Source organism: Halorubrum sp. Ib24 (assembly GCF_002252745.1).
Lineage (GTDB): Archaea > Halobacteriota > Halobacteria > Halobacteriales > Haloferacaceae > Halorubrum.
Genome location: NZ_NHOX01000013.1, coordinates 1 through 24933 on the forward strand (window position 1 = coordinate 1; position 24933 = coordinate 24933).

The 24933-nt window shown below is 67.8% G+C and carries 19 protein-coding genes, 1 tRNA gene and 1 pseudogene; 8 read left to right on the forward strand and 13 right to left on the reverse strand.

The window, feature by feature from the left end; translation table 11 throughout:
* Positions 1–113 (forward strand): annotated as a pseudogene (locus tag DJ82_RS02580) (IS6 family transposase); the annotation flags it as partial.
* Between the two features lie 131 nt (positions 114–244).
* Positions 245–1204: a hypothetical protein gene (locus DJ82_RS02585; RefSeq protein WP_094580991.1), complete on the forward strand. Its 960-nt coding sequence runs from the start codon at positions 245–247 to the stop codon at positions 1202–1204.
* A gap of 53 nt (positions 1205–1257) precedes the next feature.
* On the opposite strand, the gene DJ82_RS14360 is transcribed toward DJ82_RS02585, so the two are convergent.
* Entirely contained in the window at positions 1258–1863 is a 606-nt protein-coding gene (locus DJ82_RS14360) for a hypothetical protein (RefSeq protein WP_158217270.1), read from the reverse strand.
* Positions 1799–2401, reverse strand: a complete 603-nt coding sequence (locus DJ82_RS14365; RefSeq protein ID WP_143420496.1) for a group I intron-associated PD-(D/E)XK endonuclease — start codon at positions 2399–2401, stop codon at positions 1799–1801. The genes DJ82_RS14360 and DJ82_RS14365 overlap by 65 nt, the downstream gene beginning before the upstream one ends.
* Before the next feature lie 114 nt (positions 2402–2515).
* On the opposite strand from DJ82_RS14365, the gene DJ82_RS02595 reads away from it, so the two are divergent.
* A complete protein-coding gene (locus tag DJ82_RS02595) occupies positions 2516–2719 on the forward strand; it encodes a hypothetical protein (RefSeq protein ID WP_094581002.1) in 204 nt (67 codons plus the stop codon).
* Positions 2720–2723: 4 nt separating this feature from the next.
* Here the strand turns inward: DJ82_RS02595 and DJ82_RS02600 are convergent.
* From DJ82_RS02600 to DJ82_RS02630, 7 genes are all read right to left on the reverse strand, one after another.
* Positions 2724–2794, reverse strand: a tRNA-Pro gene (locus tag DJ82_RS02600).
* A 92-nt stretch (positions 2795–2886) separates the two neighbouring features.
* Positions 2887–4941 (reverse strand): DEAD/DEAH box helicase, encoded by a 2055-nt coding sequence (locus DJ82_RS02605; RefSeq protein WP_094580993.1) that lies wholly within the window; start codon positions 4939–4941, stop codon positions 2887–2889.
* Between the two features lie 124 nt (positions 4942–5065).
* Positions 5066–5596 (reverse strand): 50S ribosomal protein L16, encoded by a 531-nt coding sequence (locus DJ82_RS02610; RefSeq protein WP_094524631.1) that lies wholly within the window; start codon positions 5594–5596, stop codon positions 5066–5068.
* A gap of 86 nt (positions 5597–5682) precedes the next feature.
* A complete protein-coding gene (nucS, locus tag DJ82_RS02615; protein ID WP_094580994.1) occupies positions 5683–6477 on the reverse strand; it encodes an endonuclease NucS in 795 nt (264 codons plus the stop codon).
* Between the two features lie 363 nt (positions 6478–6840).
* Complete coding sequence (locus DJ82_RS02620) at positions 6841–8130, reverse strand: adenosylhomocysteinase (protein ID WP_094580995.1); 1290 nt, start codon at positions 8128–8130, stop codon at positions 6841–6843.
* Between the two features lie 114 nt (positions 8131–8244).
* Positions 8245–9564, reverse strand: a complete 1320-nt coding sequence (locus tag DJ82_RS14885) for a DNA primase (protein WP_198948000.1) — start codon at positions 9562–9564, stop codon at positions 8245–8247.
* 277 nt (positions 9565–9841) lie between these two features.
* On the reverse strand, positions 9842–11161 hold the full coding sequence (locus tag DJ82_RS02630) for an amidohydrolase (protein WP_094580996.1): 1320 nt from the start codon (positions 11159–11161) through the stop codon (positions 9842–9844).
* A gap of 128 nt (positions 11162–11289) precedes the next feature.
* Here DJ82_RS02630 and DJ82_RS02635 point away from each other — a divergent pair, with 128 nt between their 5' ends.
* Both DJ82_RS02635 and DJ82_RS02640 read left to right on the forward strand, forming a co-directional pair.
* Positions 11290–12093: a PHP domain-containing protein gene (locus DJ82_RS02635; protein WP_241881385.1), complete on the forward strand. Its 804-nt coding sequence runs from the start codon at positions 11290–11292 to the stop codon at positions 12091–12093.
* Between the two features lie 49 nt (positions 12094–12142).
* A complete protein-coding gene (locus DJ82_RS02640; RefSeq protein ID WP_094580997.1) occupies positions 12143–12487 on the forward strand; it encodes a dihydroneopterin aldolase family protein in 345 nt (114 codons plus the stop codon).
* A gap of 52 nt (positions 12488–12539) precedes the next feature.
* On the opposite strand, the gene DJ82_RS02645 is transcribed toward DJ82_RS02640, so the two are convergent.
* Positions 12540–14171: a GTPBP1 family GTP-binding protein gene (locus DJ82_RS02645; RefSeq protein ID WP_094580998.1), complete on the reverse strand. Its 1632-nt coding sequence runs from the start codon at positions 14169–14171 to the stop codon at positions 12540–12542.
* A 138-nt stretch (positions 14172–14309) separates the two neighbouring features.
* Here DJ82_RS02645 and DJ82_RS02650 point away from each other — a divergent pair, with 138 nt between their 5' ends.
* Positions 14310–17642 carry a PAS domain-containing protein gene (locus DJ82_RS02650; protein ID WP_094580999.1) on the forward strand — a complete coding sequence of 1111 codons (3333 nt, stop codon included), beginning with the start codon at positions 14310–14312 and terminating at the stop codon, positions 17640–17642.
* Positions 17643–17830: 188 nt separating this feature from the next.
* Entirely contained in the window at positions 17831–18757 is a 927-nt protein-coding gene (locus tag DJ82_RS02655; protein WP_094581000.1) for a hypothetical protein, read from the forward strand.
* 125 nt (positions 18758–18882) lie between these two features.
* Here the strand turns inward: DJ82_RS02655 and DJ82_RS02660 are convergent, their stop codons facing one another.
* Positions 18883–21942: a PAS domain-containing protein gene (locus DJ82_RS02660; RefSeq protein WP_094581001.1), complete on the reverse strand. Its 3060-nt coding sequence runs from the start codon at positions 21940–21942 to the stop codon at positions 18883–18885.
* Positions 21929–22474 carry a HalOD1 output domain-containing protein gene (locus DJ82_RS02665; protein WP_094524622.1) on the reverse strand — a complete coding sequence of 182 codons (546 nt, stop codon included), beginning with the start codon at positions 22472–22474 and terminating at the stop codon, positions 21929–21931. The genes DJ82_RS02660 and DJ82_RS02665 overlap by 14 nt, the downstream gene beginning before the upstream one ends.
* Before the next feature lie 620 nt (positions 22475–23094).
* Here DJ82_RS02665 and DJ82_RS02670 point away from each other — a divergent pair.
* Positions 23095–23973 (forward strand): ZIP family metal transporter, encoded by an 879-nt coding sequence (locus tag DJ82_RS02670; RefSeq protein WP_394338180.1) that lies wholly within the window; start codon positions 23095–23097, stop codon positions 23971–23973.
* Between the two features lie 34 nt (positions 23974–24007).
* On the opposite strand, the gene DJ82_RS02675 is transcribed toward DJ82_RS02670, so the two are convergent.
* The coding region (locus DJ82_RS02675) for a transcription initiation factor IIB family protein (protein WP_241881386.1) at positions 24008–24933 on the reverse strand (926 nt) is incomplete at its 5' end.

A 24933-nucleotide genomic window follows, 5' to 3' on the forward strand; every position in this document is an offset into this window, starting at 1 on the left:
TTAGAGAAGTACAACGCCGAACCTCTTCGTTTTCAAACTGTTTCAGCCACGTCGATCCGCCGACCGCGGAAACGTGGTTGCAAGCCCACGCCGTCTGGTGGAATCATGCTTAAGTTAACACGACGGCTGCGTTCGCTTACTTCAAACCACCGTCCGTTGACGGGATAAAACCGCGGCAATCAACTTTAATTCGGGCCTAATATTCTCGGTTTTCACACCCGCCCCGGACCAACGCCGAACTGCGATGAGCCGACACACTCGACGTTCGGTCGTGAAGCTCGCAGGCGCATCGATCGCGGCCGCCGCCGTCCCCGCCGTCGCGTCGGCCGAGGAGACCTCGACCTCCGACTGGACCGTCGCCGAGACGCCGGTCGACGGGACCCTCCACGACGTCCGGTACACGGCGACGAACCCGCACGCGGTCGGCGCGGGCGGCGTCCTGATCGAGCGGACGGCGGCCGGCTGGGAGACGGTGTTCCGCGGCGGGCCCACGGGCAACGGCAACGGGCTGTACGGCGCCGCCGTCACCGACGACGGCGAGCGGCTCTGGTTCGTCGGCAACAGCGGCGCCGTCGGCGAGTACGACGTGACGACCGGGAACCTGATCGACCGGTCCAAGCCGACGGGCGCCTCCAACCAGTTCAACTCCGTCGCCGTCACGGGTCCCGCGGGCGACGCGGACGTGTACGTCGTCGACGACTCCGGGCTGGTGTACTACAGCTTCGACAACGGCGAGGAGGGTACCTGGAACTACCTCACGCCCGGTTCCGGCTCCGGGATCCCCGCCGTCGAGTTCTACGGCGCCCGCGCGGGAACCCTGATCGACACGAACGGCACGGTGTTCGGCACCGACGACGGCCCGACGTGGGAGGCGTTCGGCATAGAGAACGCCGACACGACCTTCGCCGGCCTCGACGCCGACGCCCCCGACGACGCGACCGTGGTCGGCGGCGGCGGATCCCTCTACGTCTACGACGGCGTCGAGTGGCGGTCGGACCGGATCGCAGAGGCCGGTCTCAAAGACGTGGTCACGAGCGACGCCGGCGGCGTCGCGGTCGGCGGAAGCGGCACCGTCGTCGGGCGCGATGACGGCGCCTGGGGCGTCGTCGACACGCCCTCCGGACAGAACCTCCGCGCCGTCGCGGCGTTCGACGGCGCCCGCGACTACGCCGTCGGCGCCAGCGGGACGGTGTTAGAGCGGTAAGGTTTCCACTCGGTGACTCGACTCTCAGAAGGGTCACCGAACCATGTGTCTGTCTATACTGGCCACATCTTTTCTAACAGGTAATCCTCTGCAAAATTGATCCGACTATCCTCTTTTTCGGGCGGATCTATTCGCAGAGAGACAGAATCCCCGAACGAATCATCTGACACGAGATACCACTCTTCTTTTTCAGGATTCTTGAGCGAATAATAATCGGCATTATCGCCGCTCGCGTTGAACCGGAGTAGCCCGTTCTCGATCCACGCTGTTTCGACGCAGATTCGGAAGTCCAACTGCTTACTGTGGACCTCTGCCGTCTTTTTATCGCTGCACTCCACGCGGCTGTACGACACTTGCCCCTCTCGCAGTCTACTGATGAACTGGGACAGCTCCGGCGTCGGATCCGTCTGCGAAGTCCCGACGACTACTGGTGGCCAGTTGTTCCCGAACTCGTACTCATCTACTGGATTCGATCTGGTCCCTCGCGTATTCTCGCTGTCTACCCGGAAAGAGATTGATTCATTAAACTCATCAGTATGTACAGACAGCAAATCGTCCAAGCCATCGCAGTATACGAGATGGTACTCTGCGGAATTACTCGGCGTGAACCGGACCCGGCCATTCACGATCCATCCGGTTTCGACTCCGATGTGTTTCACCGTCTGTGTCCACGAACAACAGATTCCGGCTGTCCTCTCTGATCGGATCAATATACACCGAACCCTCTACGCTCTCAAGCGCATCGATAGCTGCAGAGACCGCTGAGTCACCCTCGTTGTGGCCGTCGGGTGGCCACTGGTGATCGAGCCGATAGTCATCAGCCCAATTGATCTGACTGGTCTTTCGAGTAGGCGTGTCGATGCGCAAGTGCATCGAGGTACCAACTTCCTCTGAATCGATAAAATAGGTCTCCTCTGTTTCGTCGCAGTATACGAGAAAGCAGTCGACATCGTCGCCGTACTCCTTGTACACATGCCCGGACGAATTCGTGTGTTGACTTACTCCTTTGAATCGAATTACCCCGTCTTTCAATCGCCCCGTTTTGATCTGTCCGCGCAGCAGACCGCCGTCTGGTTTTTCCAAGATAACGTCGTATCTTTCGTTGTCGCCTACCGGCGTTGATACGCTAATATTGCGCTTCTTCAGTTCCGTAATGACGATTTGTTCGGTGAGATCGCCTTGCCTGTGTGATTCCATATCTGCCGTGATTCGTTATCCCGTTTGAAAGTCATGGGACTTACATTTGTGTATTTGCAAACTATGCCGATCGAACAGCGCCAAACAATTACCAGATTGGTGCGTAAACTGAGTGTGGCCCGAACACGCGCTCTCCTCACCGAAACCGAACGCGAACATCTCAGATCGGAGAAGGCCAGCTCGAACCAGTATCAAGCTGTGTCTCGAATTCGGAACCGAATACACGAAGAACTCCAGACCGATCTAGCGGTTCTCGAAAAACACCATCCAGAGCTGTATAAGGAGCTTGCGCAGATCGTCTGTGACGGCGAAGAGTAGTAGATGGGGCCGCTGAGAGTCGAACTCAGGTCCACTGCACCCAAGGCAGCGAGGATACCACTACCCCACGGCCCCGTACCTGCACATACCCGCATCGGCCGGTAAAGCGTTTCGTTGCGCGGTCAAGGCTGTTCTCAACCGCGGCCGCCCCGCGACGGCCTGCCGCTTCACTCCTCGTCGTCGCGCAGTTCGAGGTCGGCGACGATCTGGTAGGGGTCTGTCCCCTTCCGGATCGCGTCGAGGATGAAGAACGCCTCGTCGGGCGCGAGGAAGTGCCGCGTGACGCCGCGGCCGAGCGGCGTGGGTTCGAAGCCGTCGATGAACTCCCACTCCAGCAGCTTCCCGATCGCGTGTTTCGTCGGCACCTCGCCGATCATCCGGTCGTTGAGCCGCTTGGCCTTCTTGCCGGCGACGACGACGTCGGCCAGCGTCTCCTCGACGGCGGCCGCCTCGTCGTAGTGGGTCGCCACGTCCTCCATCTCCCCTTTCAGCAGGGTGAACGCGACCTCGTCTTCGGTGCGGTCCATGGAGTTGTGGTAGACGCCGTCGGGCTCGACGAGGAGGTAGACGCGCCCGCGGTCGTGGTAGTCCGGCCGCCCGGCGCGCCCGAGCATCTGGGAGAACTCCTGGACGGAGAGCCACTCGATCCCCATCGCCAGCGAGTCGAAGATCACCTGCGAGGCGGGGAAGTCGACGCCGGCGGCCAGCGCCGCGGTGGTGACGACCGCGGAGAGGTCCTGGTTCCCGAACTGGCGTTCGACCTGCTTCCGGCGTTTGTAGTCGAGGCCGGCGTGGTACGGCGCGGAGTCGTATCGGAGCTTCCGGCTGATCTCGTGGCAGCGCCGCCGGGAGTTCGTGAAGACGATCGTCTGTCCGCGGTACCCCTTCGACGACTTCGTGTCGAACTCCCGCTTCACGAGCTTGTCGGCGATCTGCGCCTTCTCACGGCTGTCCGCGAAGGTGACGTGCCGCTCGATGGGAACGGGGCGCTCCTCGTACTCGATGAGGGTCGCCCGGAGCTTCTCGGCGAGCCACTCCGGGTTCCCGACCGTCGCGGAGAGGTAGACGAACTGCGTGCCGCCGTATCCCGAGTGCGTCTCCATCCGATTCTCGCTGTAGTACTTCAGCCGGGAGATGAGGCCGTCGAGCCGGTGGCCGCGCTCGCCCTCCTTCAGCGTGTGGACCTCGTCGATGACGACGTTGCCGACGTCGCCGAGGTCCTTCCCCGTCCGGAGCGCGTGGTCGATCCCCTCGTAGGTGCCGACGATCACGTCGGCGTTCGGGTCGAAGCGGTTGCCGTCGTCGTTCACCCGGGAGGAGCCGACGCGGATCGAGACGTTGAGCCGGTCGCCGTAGCGGTCCCTGAAGTCCTCGTGCTTCTGGTTGGCGAGCGCGACGAGCGGGACTAAAAAGAGGAGCTTCCCCTCCCCCTTCAGCGCTCGGTCGATCCCGGTCAGCTCGCCGACCAGCGTCTTCCCCGTCGCGGTCGCGCTCACGACGAGCTGGTCGTCCCCCTCGAGGAGGCCGTTTCGGACGGAGAGGCTCTGGACCGGGAGCAGCTCCTCGAACCGGCCTTGGAGGTGCGCGGAGAGGTCCGAGTGGAGATCGAGGTCCTCGGTGCGCACGGGGCTCACGTCGTCGACGTTGGCGGAGACCTCGTCGTACTTGGTGAGGTCGGGGTCGAGCCCGCCCTGCAGGAGGTTGACGATCCGATCGAGGTCGCCGGACTCGTAGAGTAGCTCCTCCAACCGCTCCTCGGCGGCGCCCGTGAACTCGCCTTTATACGAGAGCTCCCGTTCGAGCTCTCTGCGGGCGCAGTCCCGGCAGATCAGTTCGTCGTTGTGTTCGACCGCGTTCTCGCTCGTGATCGGCCCGTATCGCCCGTCGTTCGCGCAGCGACGGCAGGTCCGGACGGCCATCGCCTCCAGCTGGTAGCCGTCGAGCATCGCCTCCAGCCGCTTCCGGTTCTCCGGCGACGTCTGCTCGGAGATGCGGATCCGGTCGGCCGCGCGGGCGAGGTCGACGAACTCGTCCGGACGGCGGGGGTGGTCCTCGCCGTCGCGGATCACGCGGAACTTCCCCGGGCGCGGGCCCGCGGAGGTCTCCTTGAGTTCGAGCCGCCCGCGGAGCACCCTGTTCCCGTCCCGGTTCGCGACGACGGTGTAGTCGCTCCGCGCCTCGTGGAGGAACAGCGTCTCGACCTCGGCCAACTGCTGTGACACTGGCCGTCGATACGCGAGGAAGGTATTTCAGGAGTTCGGCTCGCCGTGCGGCGGCTCTCGCGTCACCTCGTCCGGCCGCACGGCTCGGGGCGTGAGAACCGCGCCTCGAAAAAGGCCGGCGGGGTTACGAGACGAGGAGCTTCTCGCCGCGGTCGACCGTGATCCGGCACGGGGGCGAGAGCTTGTTGTACGCGCGCCGGAACGCCTCCTTCACGACGGACGCCTGCTCGACGTCGCAGTAGGCGGTGAAGACGATGTCGTCCGCGTTCAGGCGGGCGGCCGTCCCGACCGGCTTGCCGAACGCCTGCCGCATCCCGTCGGAGACGCGGTCCGCGCCGGCGCCGGTCGCCTGCTTGTTCTCCCGGATGACTTGGTGGGGAAACTTGCGGAGGGTCATCTTGTAGTTGCCCTCGCCGAGCTCCTTGATCAGGTGACGGTTCGCCGAGAGGCGCGCGCTCTCGAGCGAGCCGTGGCGGATCTGGAGCTCCTCCTCGACGCGGAGGCTGATCTGGACGGGGTAGTCGTCCGGCTCGGCGGAGAGGTCGCCCATGTTGTGCTGGGCGATCTTCGAGCCGGGGATCCCGGTGATGTATTCGCGGCGGGTGTACGACGGCTTGTCGATCGTCCGATACATAGAGGCGGGTTTGTCAGACATGGCTACTTGCCCGATGTAGCCCGCGCTGCGGCGATAAACCCTTCGATACCGCGGCGTCGTCGGTTCGTTTCACGGCGCTCGCCGCCTCACTCCTCGGGCGTCGGTTCGAGCGCGACGTGATCGAACCCCCGGTCCGCCAGCCGCTCGGCGGCCCGGTCCGTGACCGAAGGCGCGACGAGGACTCCACGGACGAGGGTCCCGCCGTCGCCGTCGCTGAGCGCGTCGCCGTCGCCGTCGCCGAGCGCGTCGCCGTCGGCGTCGGCGTCCGCCGCCCCCAACTCCTCGCGGAGCGCCCGCACGTACCGCGCGAGCTGGCCGACAGCGTCCGGGCCGACCCGCCGGCGCTTCAGCTCGACGACGACCGGGTTGCCGTCGCCGTCGACGCCGAACACGTCCATCGGGCCGGCGCTGGAGGGGCGCTCGGTCGCCTTCGGCTCGAACCCCGGTTCGACGAGTTCGGGGCGCTCTAGTATCCGGGTCCGGAGGTCCTCCTCGCTGCCGTGGAGCGCGAGGTCGCGCCCGCCGGTGACCGCCATCGCGGAGAGCTGGTGGACCCGGTCGAAGCGGACCGTGAGCGTCTCGTCGGGGTTGGTGCGCGTCGAACGCACCCGGAGCCGCCCCTCGCGGACCGCGGCGTGGTGCTCGGATCCCGGGGGCTGCCAGTTCACGGGCTGGCGTCCCTCGTCGGTGTGCACGAGGGCGGCCCCGTCGGGCTTCAACACGAGCAGGCGGTCGCCGGCGCCGAGGTCGGACGCGGCGCGGCCCTCGTAACTGACCGTGCAGCGCCCGAAGACGCTGATCAGGTCGCCGCGCTCGAAGGCGTCCTCCAACTCCCAGAGGGCCTCGCGGTGGCTCGGGTCGTGGACGCTCGTGACTGTCACTACTACTCGTACGTGGTTGTCGCTCAAAAAGGAAGCGCGGTCGACTGTTTATAAATGATCGGGGATGGATCGGCGGAGAACGCCTCCAAAGCCCCAGCCGCGAAGGCGGGCGCACGCTCGCTGCGCGCCTCACTCGGTCATTCGCTTCGCTCACTCCCTCGCTACGGTGCTTACGTCGCCTGCGCCCGCCTTCGCGGCTGCCCCTTTGAGTCCCACCCGACCACACCGCGACCGCACCACACGCCTCCCCAGCCTCGCGGCTCCCTCCGGTCGCCGCGTCCCTCGCACGCGCTCCTGGTGGCCTGTCGGCCACTCGGAGGCGCGCGCCACCGCACAAATCTGATTATAAACGCCGCCGCCGCGTTAGGTCCCGTGCTCCCAGCTGTCCATGTACTCGCGCTGCGCGTCGCTGAGGGCGTCGTGTTCGACGCCCTCCGCGGCGAGCTTGATCTCGGCGACCTCGCGGTCGAGCTCGTCGGGCACGTCGTGGACGCCGGGCTCGTACGCCTCGCCGTTCGCGGCCAGCTCGCGGACGACGACCGCCTGGACGCCGAAGCTCTGGTCCATCACCTCGACCGGGTGGCCGAGCGAGATGGGCGCGGCGAGGTTGACGAGCCGGCCCTCGGCGAGCACGTTGAGGACGCGGCCGTCGTCCAGCTCGAACCCCTCGACGCCGTCGCGGACCTCGTAGCGGTCGACGGCGAGGTCGTCGAGGTCGTCGAGGTTCACTTCGACGTCGAAGTGGCCGGCGTTGGCCAGCAGGACGCCGTCCTGCATCCGCTCGAAGTGCTCGCGGGTGATCACGTCGCGGTTGCCCGTCGTCGTGATGAACACGTCGCCCTTCGCCGCGGCCTCGGCCATCGGCAGCACCTCGTACCCCTCCATGTGCGCCTCCAGCGCCTTGCGGGGGTCGACCTCGCAGACGATGACGTTCGCGTTCTGGCCGGACGCCTTCTTCGCGACGCCCTTCCCGCACTGGCCGTAGCCGCCGACGACGACGTTCTTGCCGGCCCACGAGAGGTTCGTCGTCATCGCGATGGTCGCGAGCGAGGACTCGCCGGTCCCGTGGACGTTGTCGAACAGCTGTTTCATCGGCGTGTCGTTCACGGCGAAGACGGGATACTTGAGCTCGCCGTCGGCGTCCATCGCGCGCAGGCGGTCGACGCCGGTCGTCGTCTCCTCGGCGCCGCCGACGATGGAGTCGATCAGCTCGGGGTACTCCTCGTGGACGAGCTTCACCATGTCCATCCCGTCGTCGACCGTAATGGTCGGGTCGTGAGCGATGCAGGCGTGCATCGCGTCGTAGTACTCCTCGTCGTCGACGCCGCGGACCGCGTAGGAGGTGATCGACTCGTGGGTGTCGAGCGCGGCCGACACGTCGTCGTGGGTCGAGAGCGGGTTGCACCCGGTGATCGCCACTTCGGCGCCGCCGTCGGCGAGCAGTTCGACGAGGTTCGCCGTCTTCGCCTCGACGTGCATCGCCATCGCGATCGTCTCGCCCGCGAGCGGCTGCTCGTCGACGAACTCCTCGCGGAGCGCGTTCAGGATCGGCATGTGCTGGAGCGCCCAGTCCATCTTCCGGCGCCCCTCCTCCCGGGCCGTCTCGAGGTCCGAGAGGTGCTTCGCCACCGGCGGATACGCGGTTTCGCTCATGCCTCTCGGTTCGCTCACGGCGCACTAAACCCTGCCGACACCGGGTCGCGTTGAAAACGCTGAAAAGGGATCCGCGTCGGTCGCGTCTCGGTTACCGCGTCGCTCGCGCGTCAGTTACGGCGGGCCGTTGCCGTTCCCGTTACCCGGGCCGCCAGCGCCGTCGTCGTCATCGTCGTCATCGTCTTCGTCGTCGTCCGCTTCCTCGTCGTCATCCTCCGCGTCGCTCTCTTCTTCCGCGTCGTCGTCCGCGTCGTCCGCGTCGTCCGCGTCGTCGCCCTCGTCGTCGCCGTTACCGGCGTGCTCCGGGGGACCCTGTTCGCCGTCGTTGCCCTGTCCCGCGTGATCGGGCGCGCTGCCGTTGCCGTTACCGGGCGCGTCGCTCTCGTTCTCGGCGGTGTCATTCTCGGCGTCGTCCGGGCCGCCGGGGCCGCCCGCGTGGTCCGGCGCGTTACCCGGGTTGTTCTCCGTCACGAAGTCCGAGACGGCGTCGCCGATGCCGCCCTCGCGGTCGCCGATCTGCTCGACGAACTCGCGGACGAGCTGTCCGAACGGCCGGTCCTCCGCGGCCCCCTCGCCGGTCGTCAGGTCGACCGTCGTCGAGACGGTGCCGTTCCCGAACTCGGCGGTCACGTCGACCGTGACGTTCTCCTCGGCGGCGGGGAGCGTGACCGTGCCGTTCTCGTCGGTCTCGTAGTCGCGCTCGCCGACGTAGGTGACGTTCTGACCGTCGGCGGTGGTGACGTTCACGGAGGCGTTCTCGGCGGCCTCGCCGTCGTCGGTGACCGTGACGACGGGCTCGCCGTCGGTGTTCTCGACGTCGAGTTCGAGGCCCTCGGGCGCCTCGAGGTCGACCGTCGTCGAGACGGAGTCGTTCTGGTGCTCGGCGGTCACGTCGGTCGTGACGTCCTCCTCGGCGGCGAGGAGCGTGACCGTGCCGTTCTCGTCGGTCGCGTAGTCGCCCGTGCCGGCGTAGCTGGCGTTCTCGTCGGCGGTCGTGACGTTCACCGAGGCGTTCTCGACCGCGGTGTCGTTGTCGGTGACCGTGACGACGGGCTCGCCGTCGGTGTTCTCGACGTCGACTTCGAGGCCGTCGGGCGCCTCCAGATCGGCCGTCGCGGAGACGGAGTCGTTCTCGGCGGTGGCGGTCACCTCGACCGTCACGTCCTCTTCGGGGACGGGGAGGTCGACGGTGCCGTTCCCGTCCGTCTCGTACTCGCCCGCTCCCGCGTACGACTCGTTCTCCGCGTCGACCACGCTCACGTTGACCGTGGCGTTCTCGACCGCGGTGCCGTTCTCGTCTGTCACCGTAACCGTCGGCTGCTCGCCGTCGTCGTCGACGGCCACTTGGAGGTGGCCGTCGGCGGCGGCGACGCCGGTCATCGCGCCGAGCGCGACGACCGCGACCAGTAGGATGGCTGTCGTGCGTTCTCTCATGTCCACCTGAGGCCACTGGCCCTTTACATATAAATAGAGAGTTCAGTTAAGCCGGTTTAAACCGGATTTTATCCGACTTAGCGGCTCTGTGTCGGTAGTTTTGTGTTTCACCGGCACTTCGGCGGTAATCGGTCCATATTGCCTCCGATCCGAGCGCCGATGACGCCGGTCCGCGGCTCGGACGCGGCTCGGACGCGGCTCGGACGCGGTGCGACCGCGCTCGCTATTCGCTGGTGTGCTCGCTTCGTCGCGGCGCTCCCGTTCGTCGACGCGATCGCTATTGGTCGACGCGGTCGACGAGGTCGGCGGCGGCCTCGGCCGCGCGCTCCTGAACCGCATCGGCGTCGAGCGTCAGCACCTCTCGGTCGCGCATCAACACCTCACCGGCGCAGACGGTGTGCCTCACGTCGCTCCCGCGCGCCGCGTACGCGAGGTGCGAGACGGGGTCGTGGACGGGCGTGAGGTGCGGGGCGTCGAGGTCGACGACGGCGAGGTCGGCGGCCGCGCCCGGCTCGATCCGCCCGCCGGGGAGGCCGAGCGCGTCGGCGCCCGCCGCGGTCGCCATCTCCACGACGGCCTCGGCCGGGACCGCGGCGGCGTCGTCCGCGGCGAGCTTCCCGAGCATCGCGGCGTCGCGCATCTCGTCGAAGACGTCGAGGTCGTTGTTCGAGGCCGCCCCGTCGGTGCCGAGCGCGACCGTGACGCCCGCCTCGCGGAGCCGCTGGACGGGGGCCATCCCGCTGGCGAGCTTCATGTTCGAGGCCGGGCAGTGGACGACCGCGGTCCCCGCGTCGGCGAGCCGATCGATCTCGGCGTCGTCGAGGTGGACGCCGTGCGCGAAGAAGTCCTCCGGGCCGAGCGCGTCGAGGTCGGCCGCGTACGCGACCGGGCGCTCCCCGCGCTCGTCGACGATCGGGTCGACCTCGTCGACCGTCTCGTTCGCGTGGAGGTGCACCGGGACGCCGGCCTCGCGCGCCGCCGCGACCCCCTCGCGCAGGAGCTCCTCGCCGACCGTCGTCAGCGAGTGCGGCATGAACGCGGTCCGGATCCGCCCGTCGGCGGCGCCGTCGAGCTCGCGGGCGACCGCGAGGCTCTCCTCGACGTCGGCGCGGGCGTCGGCCTCCCCCTTGCCGACCGTCACGACGCCGTGCCCGAGCCGCGCGCGCAGGGCGGCGCGGTCGACGACCTCGGCCACCCGGTCCATCGCGAAGTACATGTCCGCGAACGCGGTCGTCCCCGAGCGGATCATCTCCAGCGCGCCGAGCGCGGCGCCGGCCTCGATGTCGTCGTCGGTCAGTTCGGCCTCGGCCGGCCAGATATCCTCTCGGAGCCATGCGTCCAGCGGCTTGTCGTCGGCGTACCCGCGGAGCAGCGTCATCGCGGCGTGCGTGTGCGCGTTGACGAGCCCGGGGATCACGAGCGACCCCTCGGCGTCGAGGGTTTCGTCGGGGGCCGCCGGCGCGTCCCCCGCGCCCGGGGCCGCGTCGTCTCCCACCGCGAGGATCCGTCCCGCGTCGCTGTCGATCGTCACGTCGGCCACGGTCACCGAGCCGTCCGGGCGGAGGACGCGGCCGCCCGTCACGCGAAGCGCGTTCATACGGACCGATTCCGGCCCCCGAACCAAACGGCTTCGGTTCGAGAACGACGGGGTGGGCGGGGGTCGGCCGTCTCCCCCGACTCCACGCCCGCGACGGGCTTACGCCGCTTCGGCCCCTCCGTTCACGAGTGACCGTCGACGTCCACGCGCACACGTCCTACTCCGACGGGTCCGGGATCCCGCTCATGGTCGACGCCGCCGAGGCGGCGGGGCTCGACGCCGTCGGGTTCGCCGACCACTGCAGCCTGAGCGAGGCGTGGCGCGACGAGCGCCTCTTGTGGAACCGCAACTTCGACCGCACGCACGAGCGCCGGCGGGAGGCGCTCGCGGTCGCCGCCGACCGGACCGATCTGACCCTCTACGACGCGGTCGAGATGGACTACGAGCCCGAGTTAGCGCCCGCGATCGGCGACTTCCTCGCCGCGGCCGACTTCGACTACGCGATCGGCAGCGTCCACTACGTCGCCGGGAAGCAGGTGTTCCCGTTCGAGTCGTTCGACGACGCGAGCGACGCCGAGCGCCGCGCGTTCGTCGACGATTACTACGACGCCGTCGTCTCGCTCGTCGGGTCGGGGCTGTTCGACGTGCTCGCGCACGTCGACCTCGTGGAGAACCACCCCGCGCTCCGCGGGCTCACGACCGCCGCCCACCGGGACCGGGTCGCGGCCGCCTGCGCCGACTCCCGGACCGTTCCCGAGATCAACGCCGGCAGGGCCGGCGACCGCGGCGAGTTCGACCTGTTTCACCCGACCGATCCGTTCGCGGAGGCGTTCCGCGACCGCGGCGTCCGGTTCGTCGTGGGGACCGACTCGCACGACCCCGAGGACTTCGCCGACCGGGTCCCGCGGCTGGAGCGCTACCTCGACGAGACGGGGATCGAGCCGCTTCCCGTCGAGTCGCTCTTGGGAGATCCGCCGACGGCCACCGAGTAACGCCGCTACCCTCCGAAGCCTCTTAGGCCGCTGCCGCCGCAGTACGGACATGGCAAGCGACGCTCAGCAGGCGTGTTTCGAGGCCGGGATCAAGTTCGGCTCGCTGTACCACCAGTTCGCCGGGACGCCGGTCAGCCCGTCGAGCACGCGGAGCTTGGAGGCCGCGATGGCCGAGTCGATCGAGAACCAGCCGTTCTGCGAGTCGGTGACCGTCGACATCCACGACGACCGCGTCGCCGACGCGATCGACCACGAGAACGGCTACACGGAGCTCACCGGCTCGCTGATCGACGTCGAGATGCGGATCGAACACGAGGGCGTGACGGTTCGCACTCAGATGACGATGGCCGACGGCTACCCGCTGATGGAACTCGTCTCCGTCGAGGGGGACTGATCCGTTTCGTCGAGGGGGACTGAACTGTCCCGTTGAGGCCCAATCCGTCGATTCACTCCGCCGAGTCCACGCCCCGAATCGTCCCGACGCCCTTGCTCGACCCCTCGCGGAAGACGAACCGCTGGCCCTCCTCCACGAGGTAGGGCCGGAACTTGAACCGGACCCGCGTCTGTCCGGTGTCGCCGGGCAGGAGCCGGCCGCCCTCGGGCGCGAAGACGGCGGCCTCGGAGACGGTCTCCACGTGGACGACCGGCTCGTACCCCTCCTGGATTCTGGTCGGGTGGTTCAGCACCATCACCTCGGCCTCGAACTCGCGGACGGGGTCGGGGTCGCTCTCGCGCGCCACCAGGGCCATCCCGCGCTCGATCTCCGCCTCGTCGACCCCCTTCAGCGCGATGCCGACGATCCGGCCGGCGCTCGCCTTGTCGACCCGGTGGTAGTGCATCTCGATCGAGCGCGCCTCCACCTCGCGGAAGGAGCCGTCGGCCATCGGGCCGAGGAGGAGCTCGTCGCCGGCCTCGACGGTGCCGGAGTTGACCGTGCCGGACGCGACGGCGCCGACGCCGGTCACCTTGTAGCTCCGGTCGACGTACATCCGGAACTCCGCGCGCTCCGGGGTCGCCCGCTTCGGAAGCGTCTCGAACAGTCGGTCGAGCGTCCCGAGCCCGTCCTTCGTCACCGCGCTGGTCCGGAGGAGCGGCACGACGCCGTCGCCGACCTCCGCGACCGCCGCGTCGATCCCGTGGCGGTCCACGAGGAGGGGGGTCTGCCCGGCGTCCCGTAGCATCGACTCGGCCTCGCGCTCGACCTCGGCGACCCGGTCGTCGCTCACGGCGTCCGCCTTCGTGATCGCGACGATCGTCGGCAGCTCGGTCGCCAGCAGGATGCCGAGGTGCTCGCGGGTCGTCTTCGTCGGCCCGTCGTCGCCGGCGACGACGAGGAGCCCGTAGTCGAGCTTCTGGCCGACGAGCCCGCGGATCGTCGTCCGCAGCCACGGCTCGTGGCCGACCGTGTCGACGAAGGAGACGAGTCGGTCGGCCTCCTCGACCATCCGCGCGCGGTCGGACTTGCGGTGCGGGTTATCCATCCGGACCGGCTCGCCGCCCGCCTCCTCGAAGCCGTAGACGGCGTACGACAGGTCGGCGGAGAGCCCCCGCTCGACCTCGTGGGGCTGGACGTCGAGGAAGCCGCGCGTCCCGCCCTGGCCGTCGTCGGCCCGCCCGGTCACGAGGGTGCCGACGAGCGTCGACTTCCCGTGGTCGACGTGGCCGGCCGTGCCGACCACGAGGTGGTCGTCGTCCGTCTCGAACATCCCGCCGTCGCGGAGGGTCGCGAGACCGACGAGTCCCTCCGAACCGCCGTTGCCGGCCGAGCCGGCGCTCCACGTCTCCACGTCGGCGATGTGGGCGTCCGCCTCGTCGGCCAACAGCGAGAGGACGTCCATCGTCTCGGAGAAGGTCTCGGGCGCGATCCCGGCCAGCCCGCCGTCGTCGGTGACGCCGAGGACGTACGTCGCCTCGCCGTCGCCCGAGAGCACTCGGTGGCGGAGCTGGGCCACGAGCGACTCCATGCGTCCCTCCGCCAAGTGGACCTCGCGTGTCAGCCGCTCTTTGAACTCGATCGCGCCGCCGTCGCGCTCGCCGCGCTCGATGGCCCGCCGTAACGCGGACCGGTCAGCGCTCATACACGCTCGTAGGCGACAGCCGGGCTTAACGGTTTTCGTGCGATCCGTCCCCACGTCACGTGATCGCTCCCGAGCGCTCGGGAGCGCTCCCGAGCCGATACACTCAGGTCAGTTCGGAATGCTGATTTACGTAACAAGATGAGTTTGGATCGCATCTCGGCCGACTCTGGGGCCGACCCGTTCCTGGCGCGGCTGGCGATAAAAGCTCCCTCTCCGATCCTCGCGGCGGAGGCCGACAGCGGCACGGTCGTCGCGGTCAACGAGGCCGCGACCGAGCTGTTCGGTCGCGACCGCTCGTCGCTCGTCGGCATGCACCAGACCGAGCTTCACCCGCCGGAGGCCGAGCAGAACGTGCGCGAGGGGTTTCAGGCGGTCCGAGACGCGGGACGGGAACGCGCTTCCGGCGAGGCGGCGGAGCCGGTCACGATCCTGCGTGCGGACGGGTCGACGGTGCCCGTCGACGTGCGGTCGACGCCGTTCACGCACGCCGGCACGGAGTACGTGCTCGGCATCTTCACGGACGCGAGCGAGCGGGTGGCGCACCTCACCCGGGTCGAACGGCAGGCGACCGCGATGGACCTCACGACATCCGGCATCGCGCTGCTGGACGCGGACGGCACGTACACGTACCTCAACGACGCCCACGTCACGATGTTCGGCTACGACGACGCCGACGAGCTGCTCGGCGGGACGTGGCGACAGATCTACGCGGACGATGTCATCGAGCGGATCGAACGCGAGGTCCTCCCGGTCGTCGCGGAGACGGGATCGTGGGACGGGGAGCTGGTCGGCGTCAAGCGGGACGGCACGCCGATCACGCAACGCGTGTCGCTCGCGCAGCTCCCCGACGGCGGGATCACCTGTGTCAACCTCGACCTCACCGAGCAGGAGCGCCGGCTCCGCCGCCTCGGTGAGACGCGGTCGCTCGCCGAGACGCTGATGACCGCGGACGAGTACGAGGACGTGATCGACACCGCGATCGAGGGGATCGCGGAGATCATCGACCGACCGTTCTCCGGCTACTGGGCGGACGGCGCCGCCGAGACGGACTCCGCCGGGCCGAGCGCCCCCGACGACGCCCTCGTCCCGGTGTCCGTCTCCGACGAGGGGGCGTCGATCGTCGACGACGTGCCGCGATTCCGCCCGGGCGAGTCGCTCGCGTGGGACGCGTTCGACGCCGGGACGCCGGCGTACTATCCCGCCGTCGCCGCGGAGCGCGGGGTCCATAACTCGGCGACGCCGATCAGCACGGAGTTCATCGTCCCCGTCGGCGACGACGGCGTGTTCATCGTCGGGGCGCGGGAGTCGGACGCCCTCGACGAGGACGAGCGCGAGCTCATCCTGATCGTCACGCAGTACCTCCGGACGGCGATCGAACTCGTCGCGCAGCGCCGACAGCTGCGCGCCGCACGCGACCGCATCGAGGCCGAGCGCAACCAGCTCGAACGCGTCATCAACACGGTCCCGCAGCTGATATTCGCGAAGAACACCGACGGCGAGTTCCTACTCGCGAACGAGGCGGTCGCCGAGGCGTACGGCACCACGGTCTCGGACCTGATCGGATCGACCGACGCCGACTACGCGACCGACCCGGACGAGGCGGACGCGTTCGCCGACGACGACAGGCGGGTGATCGAGACCGGCGAGCCGCTCCATCGCACCGAGGAGGCCCTGACCGACGCCGCGGGCAACGAACGCGTGTTGGAGACGTGGAAGATCCCGTTCTCTCCGGTCGACGGCGAGGGAGACGCGGTGCTCGGCGTCGCCAACGACATCACCGACCTCACCGACGCGCGCGACGAGCTCGACCGTCAGCGCCGGCTGACGAACCTCTACGCCGTGAGCAACCGCGTGTTCCAGGCGACGGACCCGCAGGACGCGTTCGACGCCTGCGTCGAGGCGGTCGCCGACGTGGTGACGGCGGACGAGCTAGCGATATACGACCGCGACACCTCGGAGGGGGAGCTGGTGCGGCTGGCGACCGCGGGCGACGAGGTCGCCCCGCCCAGTCGCCGACGCATCGAGCCGGGCGAGACGGACCTCTGGCGAGCGTTCAGCGAGCCCGAGACGTGCTGGCTCCCGGCCGACGCCGTCGTCGACTCGGCCGACGCGGCCGGGAAGCAGGCGCTCGCCACGCAGCTCGGCGACACGAGCCTGCTGAGCGTGGTCGTCGACGAGCCGAACGAGTCGCTGGAGTCGTTCATCCGGGCGGTGAGCCAGCAGGTCTCGGCCGCGCTCACCCAGCTCCGCCAGGAGACGTCGATAGCGGGCCTCTCGAACGACGTCGCCAGCACCCGGCGACAGGCGAACCGGCACAGGGACCTGCGGGAGGGCGTCGTCGACGCCGTCGAGACCATCGCGACGGCGGAGACGCCGGCTGCGGTGCGCGAAGCGATCGTCGACGTCGGCGGTCGGGTGGCGGAGTACGCGTTCGTCGGCACGTACGACCCGGCCGCAAAGCGGGTCGACCCGGTCGAGGTGACCGAGCCGGGCGGACCCGCGAAGCTGTACGAGACCGACGAGCAGTCGTTCCCCGCGGTCGTCGCCGCCACGCGCGACGAGCGGCAGCACGCCGTGGACGGGCAGGCGACCGCGGCCGGTCACGGCGAGTGGATCAACCGGCTGCTCCACTTCGGCTACCGGGAGTCGTTCGCGGTTCCGGTGAGCCACTACGGGACCGTCCACGCCGTCGCCGAGTTCATCAGCACGGACGCCGAGCGCTTCGCCGAGCCGGAGCGGCGCGCGCTCGGCGCGGTCGCGGACGCCGCCGGGATGCGCCTGTCGACGCTCGAGTCCGCCACCGCGTCGAACGCGCCTATCGCCTTCGCCCTGGAGTGCCGGCGGCCGTCGCCGCTCTTCCCCGGCCTCCCGGCGGACGGCTCGATCGCCGTCGAGCACGTCGCGATGACCGGCGGCGAGAGCTTTCACCTGACCGGCCGCGTCGACGGCTACACCGAAACGGCGTTCCGCGACTACGTCGCGGCGACGCCGGGCATCGAACTCGACGGCGTCGACGCCGTCGACCGCGACACCCACGAGGTCGCCGTGCGGATGCGGGACACGCCGGACCGCTCGCTGGCCGCCGTCCGCGACGTGCTCGCCGGGACGGACACGCGGCTGCGCGGCGTCCGTTCCCGCCCGGACGCCGACGTCTTGGCGTTTCGGACGACGGACCCGACGGTGATCGGGCGGGTCCGGGCGGCGCTGGTTCCCGTCTCCGACTCGTGTCGGCTCGTCTCGAAGCGGCACGTCTCCGAGCCGTCCGGGGGCCCCGACGGGTCGACCGGGGAGCCGGACCTGACCACCCGCCAGCGAGAGATCGCGGAGACGGCGCTCCGAGAGGGGTACTACGACGATCCGCGCCGCATCAGCGGCACCGACCTCGCTGACCGATTCGACGTGTCCTCGTCGACGCTCCACCAGCACCTCCGCGCCGCGGAGTCGAAGATCATGCGCGGCTTCTTCGAGTGACGGCCGCCAGCCGACCGCGGCAACTCACACGGACATATTCGGTATCACACCGGCCTGCCACATATCTTCGGACGTAGAACTATCGGCGATACTACGACAATAGCAGGTATGAACCCCGCTCGAAACGGCGCGGTGCGAACTCCTGTGGCGCCCCTCACACGGGCAGTGTCGACCGGGGGTGAGGATCGGTGAGCGCCGACGGATCCGAGCTGCCGACGCTGGTGTACGAGTACCTGAACCGCTCTACTGACCCCCTCGCGAGCGCGGCGGGCGACGACCGGTCGTCGTGGGTCCACCCCTCCGTCTCCGTCAACGAACGGGGGGACGACCTGGTCGAGAGGCTGCTCGCCGCCGAGCGACGCCCCGGAGAGGTGTTCGAAGCCGTGTTGAACCCCTCTCCGGAGACGGTCACGCCGGCCTTTATCGCCGACACCGCCGTTCAGTACGACGACGTCGTCGGCTTCGCGGCGCCGAGCTCCCAGCTGTACGACGACCTGTTCTACGCCGTGTACGAGGCGATGGCGGAAACGGGCGCGGTGTTGACGACGAAGTACCCGCGTCACGAGGTCTACGGCCGACTCTCGGCGATGGACCCGCTCGTCATCGACTCGACGCCCGGCGCGGAGGCGGACGGCGGCGTCGACATCGCGACGAGCGACGCGGGGTCGGTCCGGTGCGGCGACCTCACGTCGCTCGGGGTCGCCGCCGAGCGCGCGACGATGCGGCTCGCGACGGACGACCGACCCGGGACCTTCGCGATCGCGACGATGACGCAGCTGCTCGCGCACCACGACGCCCGCACGCTCGACAGGTTCCTCCACGAGCTGGTCGGCCAGTGGCGCAATCAGGGCGTCGGCGGACTCGTCCACCTGCCGCCGACAACCGACGTCGACGGCGCCGACCGGTTCGGGGCGGCGCACCTCGATTACGTCATCGAGATACGAACCGGCGACGGCCAGATCGAGGCGCGCGTGTCTGGGAAGCAGGACGTTGCTCCCACATGGCAGGTGGTTGGCTCGGCGCCGTGCTCGGATAGCGAAGCGTCGGTCCGGTTGGTGGACCGACAGCTCTCCGGGACAGCCGACGAAGGTGGCGGCGAGTCTACCTCGGAATAGCACCCGGCGAATCCGGGCCACGAGCCGGCCTCGATCGCTGGATTTCGGCTCGCTGATCTTCGTCGTGAGGCCGCGCTTTGTTCGTCGACCACCCCATACTCCTCGCGGTTTGTACAGTACGCTCTTTAGGCCATCCGGCTGGGTTCGACCGAAGCCGGGTTGCGGTTTGCTGACGCCGTCGGAACGCGAAGCACGACCTCGGTACCTGTGTCGGTCACGTCGACGTCGACCTCCCCGCCAAGCATCGAAACTAACATACGAATCAGCCAGATCCCGAGCGCGGAACCGTGCTGTAACGGCGTCTCTTCGCCGGTGACGAGTACCCCCCGCTCGATATCTGGCATGCCAGGCCCGTCGTCAGTCACGACGATCTGGAGCCAGCCGTCGTCTGCCTGTCTCACCGATACGTTGACGTGCGGGTCTTCTCTGTCTCCTGCGGCCACCGCGTTCTTTATCACCTCGGTAAGCGGGTGTGTAAGCCATCGTGAGACAGTCCCGTCGGTCGCGTCGACAGAGACGGCGATCGTTGCGTCCGAGTGGTCATCCCGTACCGCCGTCGCGGCCTTTTCAGTGACCTCAGCGATGTTAACGGTTGACTCGTCGTGTGGTATCTCCCGTATCGCGCGATCGATCACCTGCATTTTGTTCGTAAGCCGTTCCCATCCGTCGAATATACGCGTCAGTCGGCGGAGGTGATCTTGACGACAGTCAGCGTCCGGTTCCTCGGCGAGCATCGTTGTCCATCCCACGAGCTTGTTTAAATCGTTGCGGACGTTGTGTCGGACGACCCGCTGGAACACCTGTAAATGCTGTCGCTGTCGCGTCTTCACGGTGATATCCTTCCCCTCAACGGCGATCAGCGTGATTTCACCAGCGGCGTTACGAATTGGCTTGAACGACACGTCGATGCGTGCGAGACCATCTGGACCCTGTAGTTCTCCTTCGGTCTGGACGAGTTCACCGTCACCCGCGCGGTTGACCGCCTCAGAAACCGTGAGTCCGTGGTTCGGGTCAAGGCTCAGCCACGGGAATTTGTCTATCGGTTCACCAACAATTGCCGACCGATCAACACCGATGCGTGCGACCAGCGTATCGTTCACGTCAGTCACGGTTTTATTGGGGCGGACTAACGCGGTAAGCTGGTGTGGGCTGTTAAACACAGCCTCCAGTCGCCGAGTGTACTTCTCGCGTTCAGAGATATCAATAAACAACACATCGGTACCGACGACTTCGTCGTCAACGGTGCGTGGGATCGCCCGTAACAGACACGGGACCGTGTCGCCGTCCGTCGTCACGAGCGTGCGTTCTGCGACGGTGAGATCACCGCTAAGCGCGCGTTCGTAGCCGTCTGACTGGAGTGAATCAGTCGAGCTATCGTCATAAAACTCACTGAGCGGCTGTCCAACCACCGCTTCGCGCTCGCACCCCAGCGCGTCGGAAAACGACCGGTCACAGGCCTCAATGACTGCTTCGCCGCCAACGGCCCGAGTTTGAACGAACAGCAGCGGGCCCTGATCAAACAGTTTCGACGCCCATTTCACACGCTCGGAGCGCTTCGTCGCGTCCCGCCCCATCGCCAGCACACTGGCAGAGCCATCACCCGCATCACTCACAACGGTGTGTATATCTATCCACGTGACTTCGCTGTCATCCGTCCCGATTCGTATCGTCTCAGCAGCCGGGTCACCGGTCTCGATCGGGCGCCGCAGGGCGTCAGCGGCACGTTCGCGGTCCTCCGAATAAACTACTGCTTGCCATTCGTCTATCGTCGTCGGGCTCGCTCCGACCGTCTCTCGTAAAGTGGCGTCCAACGTGACTGTGTTGGTACTGAAGTCCCACTCACCGATGCCCGTCTCCGTCCCGCTGAGGACGAGTTCCAGCCGCTCAGTCTGGTCTCTGAGCTCTCTGATCCGCCGTCGTTGCTCAGTAATATCGTGTTGAACCCCGATGTAGTTTGTCACGATTCCGTTTGCGTCTCGAACCGGCGTCACGGAGAGCTTCGCCCAGTACGGTTCACCCTCCGCGGTGTAGTTTCTCAGCTTAGTCGTTATCGGTCGCTCGGTTTCGATCGCCGTACGGATGCGCTTTGTCGTCTCCGAATCTGATCCGGGGCCCTGGAGGAATCTCGGGTTTCGGCCGAGAGCCTCTGACCGCTCGTATCCGGTTAGCTGTACAAACTCCTCGTTGACGTACACCAACGGGTTCCCCGGTTGGGTCGGGTCCGTAATCTGGATGCTGGTCCCTGCTTCGTCCAGCGCCCGCTCTTTTAATGCGAGTTCGTGTTCCCGCGCTTCACGATCGCTCACGTCACGCACCGTACAGACCATTCGGGATGGGGTGACCATCGTCAGGGACAGCTCCGCCGGGAACGTCGTTCCATCTGGCCGACTTCCCGTTACTCGCCCCTGCCAGTGACCATCGCGTTCGAGCGCGTCGAAAGCTTCCTTCTCGATCCGTGCCGCTTCATCCGCAGCGTATAGCTCTCGCCAACTTCGACCGAGCAACTCCTGTTTGCTGTCGAATCCGTACATGTCGACGTGCGTCTGGTCGATATAGACGTACGACTCGTCGTCAAGAATGGCGACGCCATCGGCGGCGTCCTCAATCGCTTGTTGAAACGCCCCGAGGCGAATCTCAGAGGCGATCTCGCCTGTCGGCTCACGTGTCTGGGAGCCAATGCGGTCGAGTGCCGCGGCCAGTAACTCCGCTGCTCGCTCTAGGACATCGCGGACGGCGGCCCCGTCCAACGCGGTCGCAGCGTCGCGGTGACCCCATCCAACCGACAGCACACGCTCGGGACCGATCGGAACGAACAGTTCCTCACGCGGCAGCCAGCGGCTGTCATCCGGTGCGATTGGTCCGGCCACCCCGTCGGTTCGAGCCGGCGCATCAGTCGTGAAACATCGCTTGATAAGAGCTGCGTCCGGTGGGGGTGTTCGGCCCGGCCGACCGATATGACGTTCGGAACTAAACGCCGGTTGGGACGGCTGTTCCGGCGGTTGGGCGTTCTCAACGCTGCTGTCGCGCTCGTTGTGGTTTCGCCACACGGTAATCGCTGCGTCTCCCAGTGCGGCACGGATCGCGGTCAGTGTCCGATCAACAGCGCCGCCTACTGTCTCTTCCCGGTTGAGGTCGACGCCGAGGTTGAACAGCGCGTCCTCGGTCACCTCGTCACCGCTCGTCATCGACCCGTGTTGCCAGCGGTTCAGTCGAACACGGCCGAGCGGTCAGGTCATCGATCAATGTCTGAATGGCCCAGAGCCGCTCCACCACTGCCCAGAGCGGGTCGACGAGTTCACTGTCCGACGCGTTGGTAGCGGCGGTCCAGACGTGTTCTTCAGCCTCGGCGAGTGCCGTTGCCGCCACTTCGAGAGCCGCTTCGGTCGACTCCCGTGCGCGTGCGTCCGCTGAGAGTCCGTAATGCAATGGCCGTGAGCGGAACGCGTCGGCGTCGATGACCTCGATCAGCTCGTCGTGCGTCATCGTCACGAACACGTCGTCGTACCGGAACGACAGCGTTCCCTCTTCGAGACGCGTCGCTGAACCGCCCGGCCCGCCGAAGAGGAGGTTTATGCCATCGGGGCTGACGTACCTATCGAGGCGTCGGAGCTCGTCGCCTTCCGTGTTTTTGAACGCCGAGACCGCATCGAACATTGCGTCGAGCGCGGATGGTGCACTCGCCGCGTCGAACCGAGTAACTGACACGTCCGAATTCATGCCGAATAATTTCACCGAATCAGTATGTCACGTTTCACGGAATAATCCGCTTCCCGCGGGCGATACCGAATATGTACGCGTGTGCGGGACTCGACGGCCGTTCAGCTCTCCGTCTCACGCGACCGGACGAGGTCGTCTGCTCGGCCTCACACTCGGCCCGGTCTCCCACCGACGTCCTCCGAGCGGCGACCTGCGTGACTCGCTGTCCTCACCGAGTCACGCGCCGTGCCTCTGACAGCGTTCCCCGTTCCGGGGATCGCGTCGACCGATATTCCCGGTCGACATCCGTATATCAGCAGATAGGATGATAAGTGGTATGACAGAAATATCAGGTAATGGCCTCTGTGACCTCACATTTTTGCTGCGCTCGCCAGAGCGCACCGCGTGCACCACGCGCCTACCGCGCCGCCGGCCGTACCGCGTTCCTCTCGTACCGTCGGCCGCTCCGCGCGCCTCGGCTCGCGGCGTCCCCGCTGACGCCGCGCGCCCGCCCGACGGGGCGTCACGGACTGCGGCTCTCTCGGCCCGTTCGTCCCGGATTCGACGCCCCGATAGCGCTCCGCGAATCGCGTCCTCGGCGGAACAATTATCAATTAATACAATATAGTTATTAATGCACAATGGTGTCTTTCGAAGACATCGCCGACCGGGCGAACGGCGATCGGGTCCCGCTGTCGACCCGCGAGCGGGCGATCGGCGGCGCCGGCGTGCTCGCGCTCGTCGCTCTCTCGGCGCTCGCGCTCGCGACCGACGTCACGTGGAAGCTACCTGCGATCTCGTGGGTGGCGTTCGGTGCGATGGCGCTCGGCGCGCCGCTGGGCGCCCGGGCGGCGGCGGCCGATCACCCGCTCGAACCGGTCTGGGGGTACGGGCTGGCGAGCGGCGCGATGGTGACGAGCACGGCGTTGTTTCTGATCCCGCAAGCGCTCGCCCAACACGGGCGCTTCGGTAGCCTCGGCATCGCCGTCGGCTTCCTGGCGGGGTACGCCGGTCACTCGCTCGGACACCGGTTCACGCACCTCGATCTCCCGGTCGACCACACGGCCGCGGAGCTGACGGTCCACGCGCTCGCGGCCGGCGCGATCATCGGCGCCATTTACGGCGCGATGCCGTCGCTCACGTCGCTGCTCGGTATCGCGCTCGTCTCGCACAAGGCGCCGGCCGGGTACGCCGCGGCGCGCCGCCTCGCCGGGCGGGACCGGTCGGTCGCCGTGCTCGCGCTCCCGGCGGCCGCCGTCGGCCTCATCGCCCTCCCGGTCGCCGCGGTCGGCGTCACCCCGTCCAGCACCGTCCGCGGTCTGCTGTTCGGCGTCGGGGCCGGCGTGTTCCTCCACGTCGCCGTCGATCTGCTGTCCGAGTGCACGGCCGGAAGCGAGACCTGCCCCGCGGACGCCGCGGCCGACGGACACCGCCTCCGCGACCGACTCCGCACTCACGCGGCCGTCAGCTCCGTCGTCGGCGGGACCGCCGTCGTCCTCGGCTGGCTCCTGATCGGCTGACGGCTCCGCCCGCGGCGCCCCGGTCGCGCCCGGCTCACTCCCCGGTCAGGTCCACGTACGTCCGCCGGACCGTCACGGGCGTCACGTCGGCGACGTCGGCCGCCTCCCGCTGCGTGCAGTCGGCGCCCAGCTCGCGGGCCGCGGTGTACAGGCAGGCGGCGGCGACGCCGACCGGGTTGCGGCCGTTCGCGATCCCCTCTTCCACGGCGCGCTCCGCGAGCTCGCCCGCCCGCCGCTCCACGTCGGCCGCGCAGCCGAGGTCGCTCGCGAACCGCGGGAGGTACTCCGCGGGTCCGGTCGGCCCGATCGGGAGCCCGAGCTCTCGGTTCATCGCGTCGAAGGCGGCCTGGTGCTCGTCCTCGGTCGCCTTCGCCTCGGCGCACACCTCGCCCACCGTGCGGGCCACGTCGGCGGTTCGGCAGGCGACGTAGACGCAGGCGGCGGAAAAGCCCTCCAGCGACCGCCCCCGCAGCAGGCTCTCGTCCTGCGCCGAGTCGAACAGCGCGCAGGCCGCGTCGCGGACGCTGTCGGGGAGCTCCAAGACGCCGGTCAGCCGACGGATCTCGGTGTACGCGTACACCTTGTTGCGGTCGCGCTTCGTCGAGATCTGCGCCCGGTTGTGCTGGGTCCGCATCCGGGCGAGCCGCCGGCGCTTGCGCCCCTTCACGCGTGTCGAGCGACCGATCTCCGTCGAGAGTCCGCGGTCGTGCCGCGAGCGCGTCAGCGGCGCGCCGGTGCGCTTGGGGTTCGCGTCGTCGTCGTCGAACGACCGCCACTCCGGGCCGTGGTCGATCCGATCGGCCTCGACGACGAGTCCGCACTCCGTACAGACGCGTTCGGCGGAGTCGACGCGAGTCCGACCGCCGCACTCGGGACACTCGTCGACGGCGGTCGGTCCGGTCGCCGGCGTCCCTTCGGCCTCTCTCTCCCCCGCCGCAGCGGTCGTCTCGCTGTCGGCGG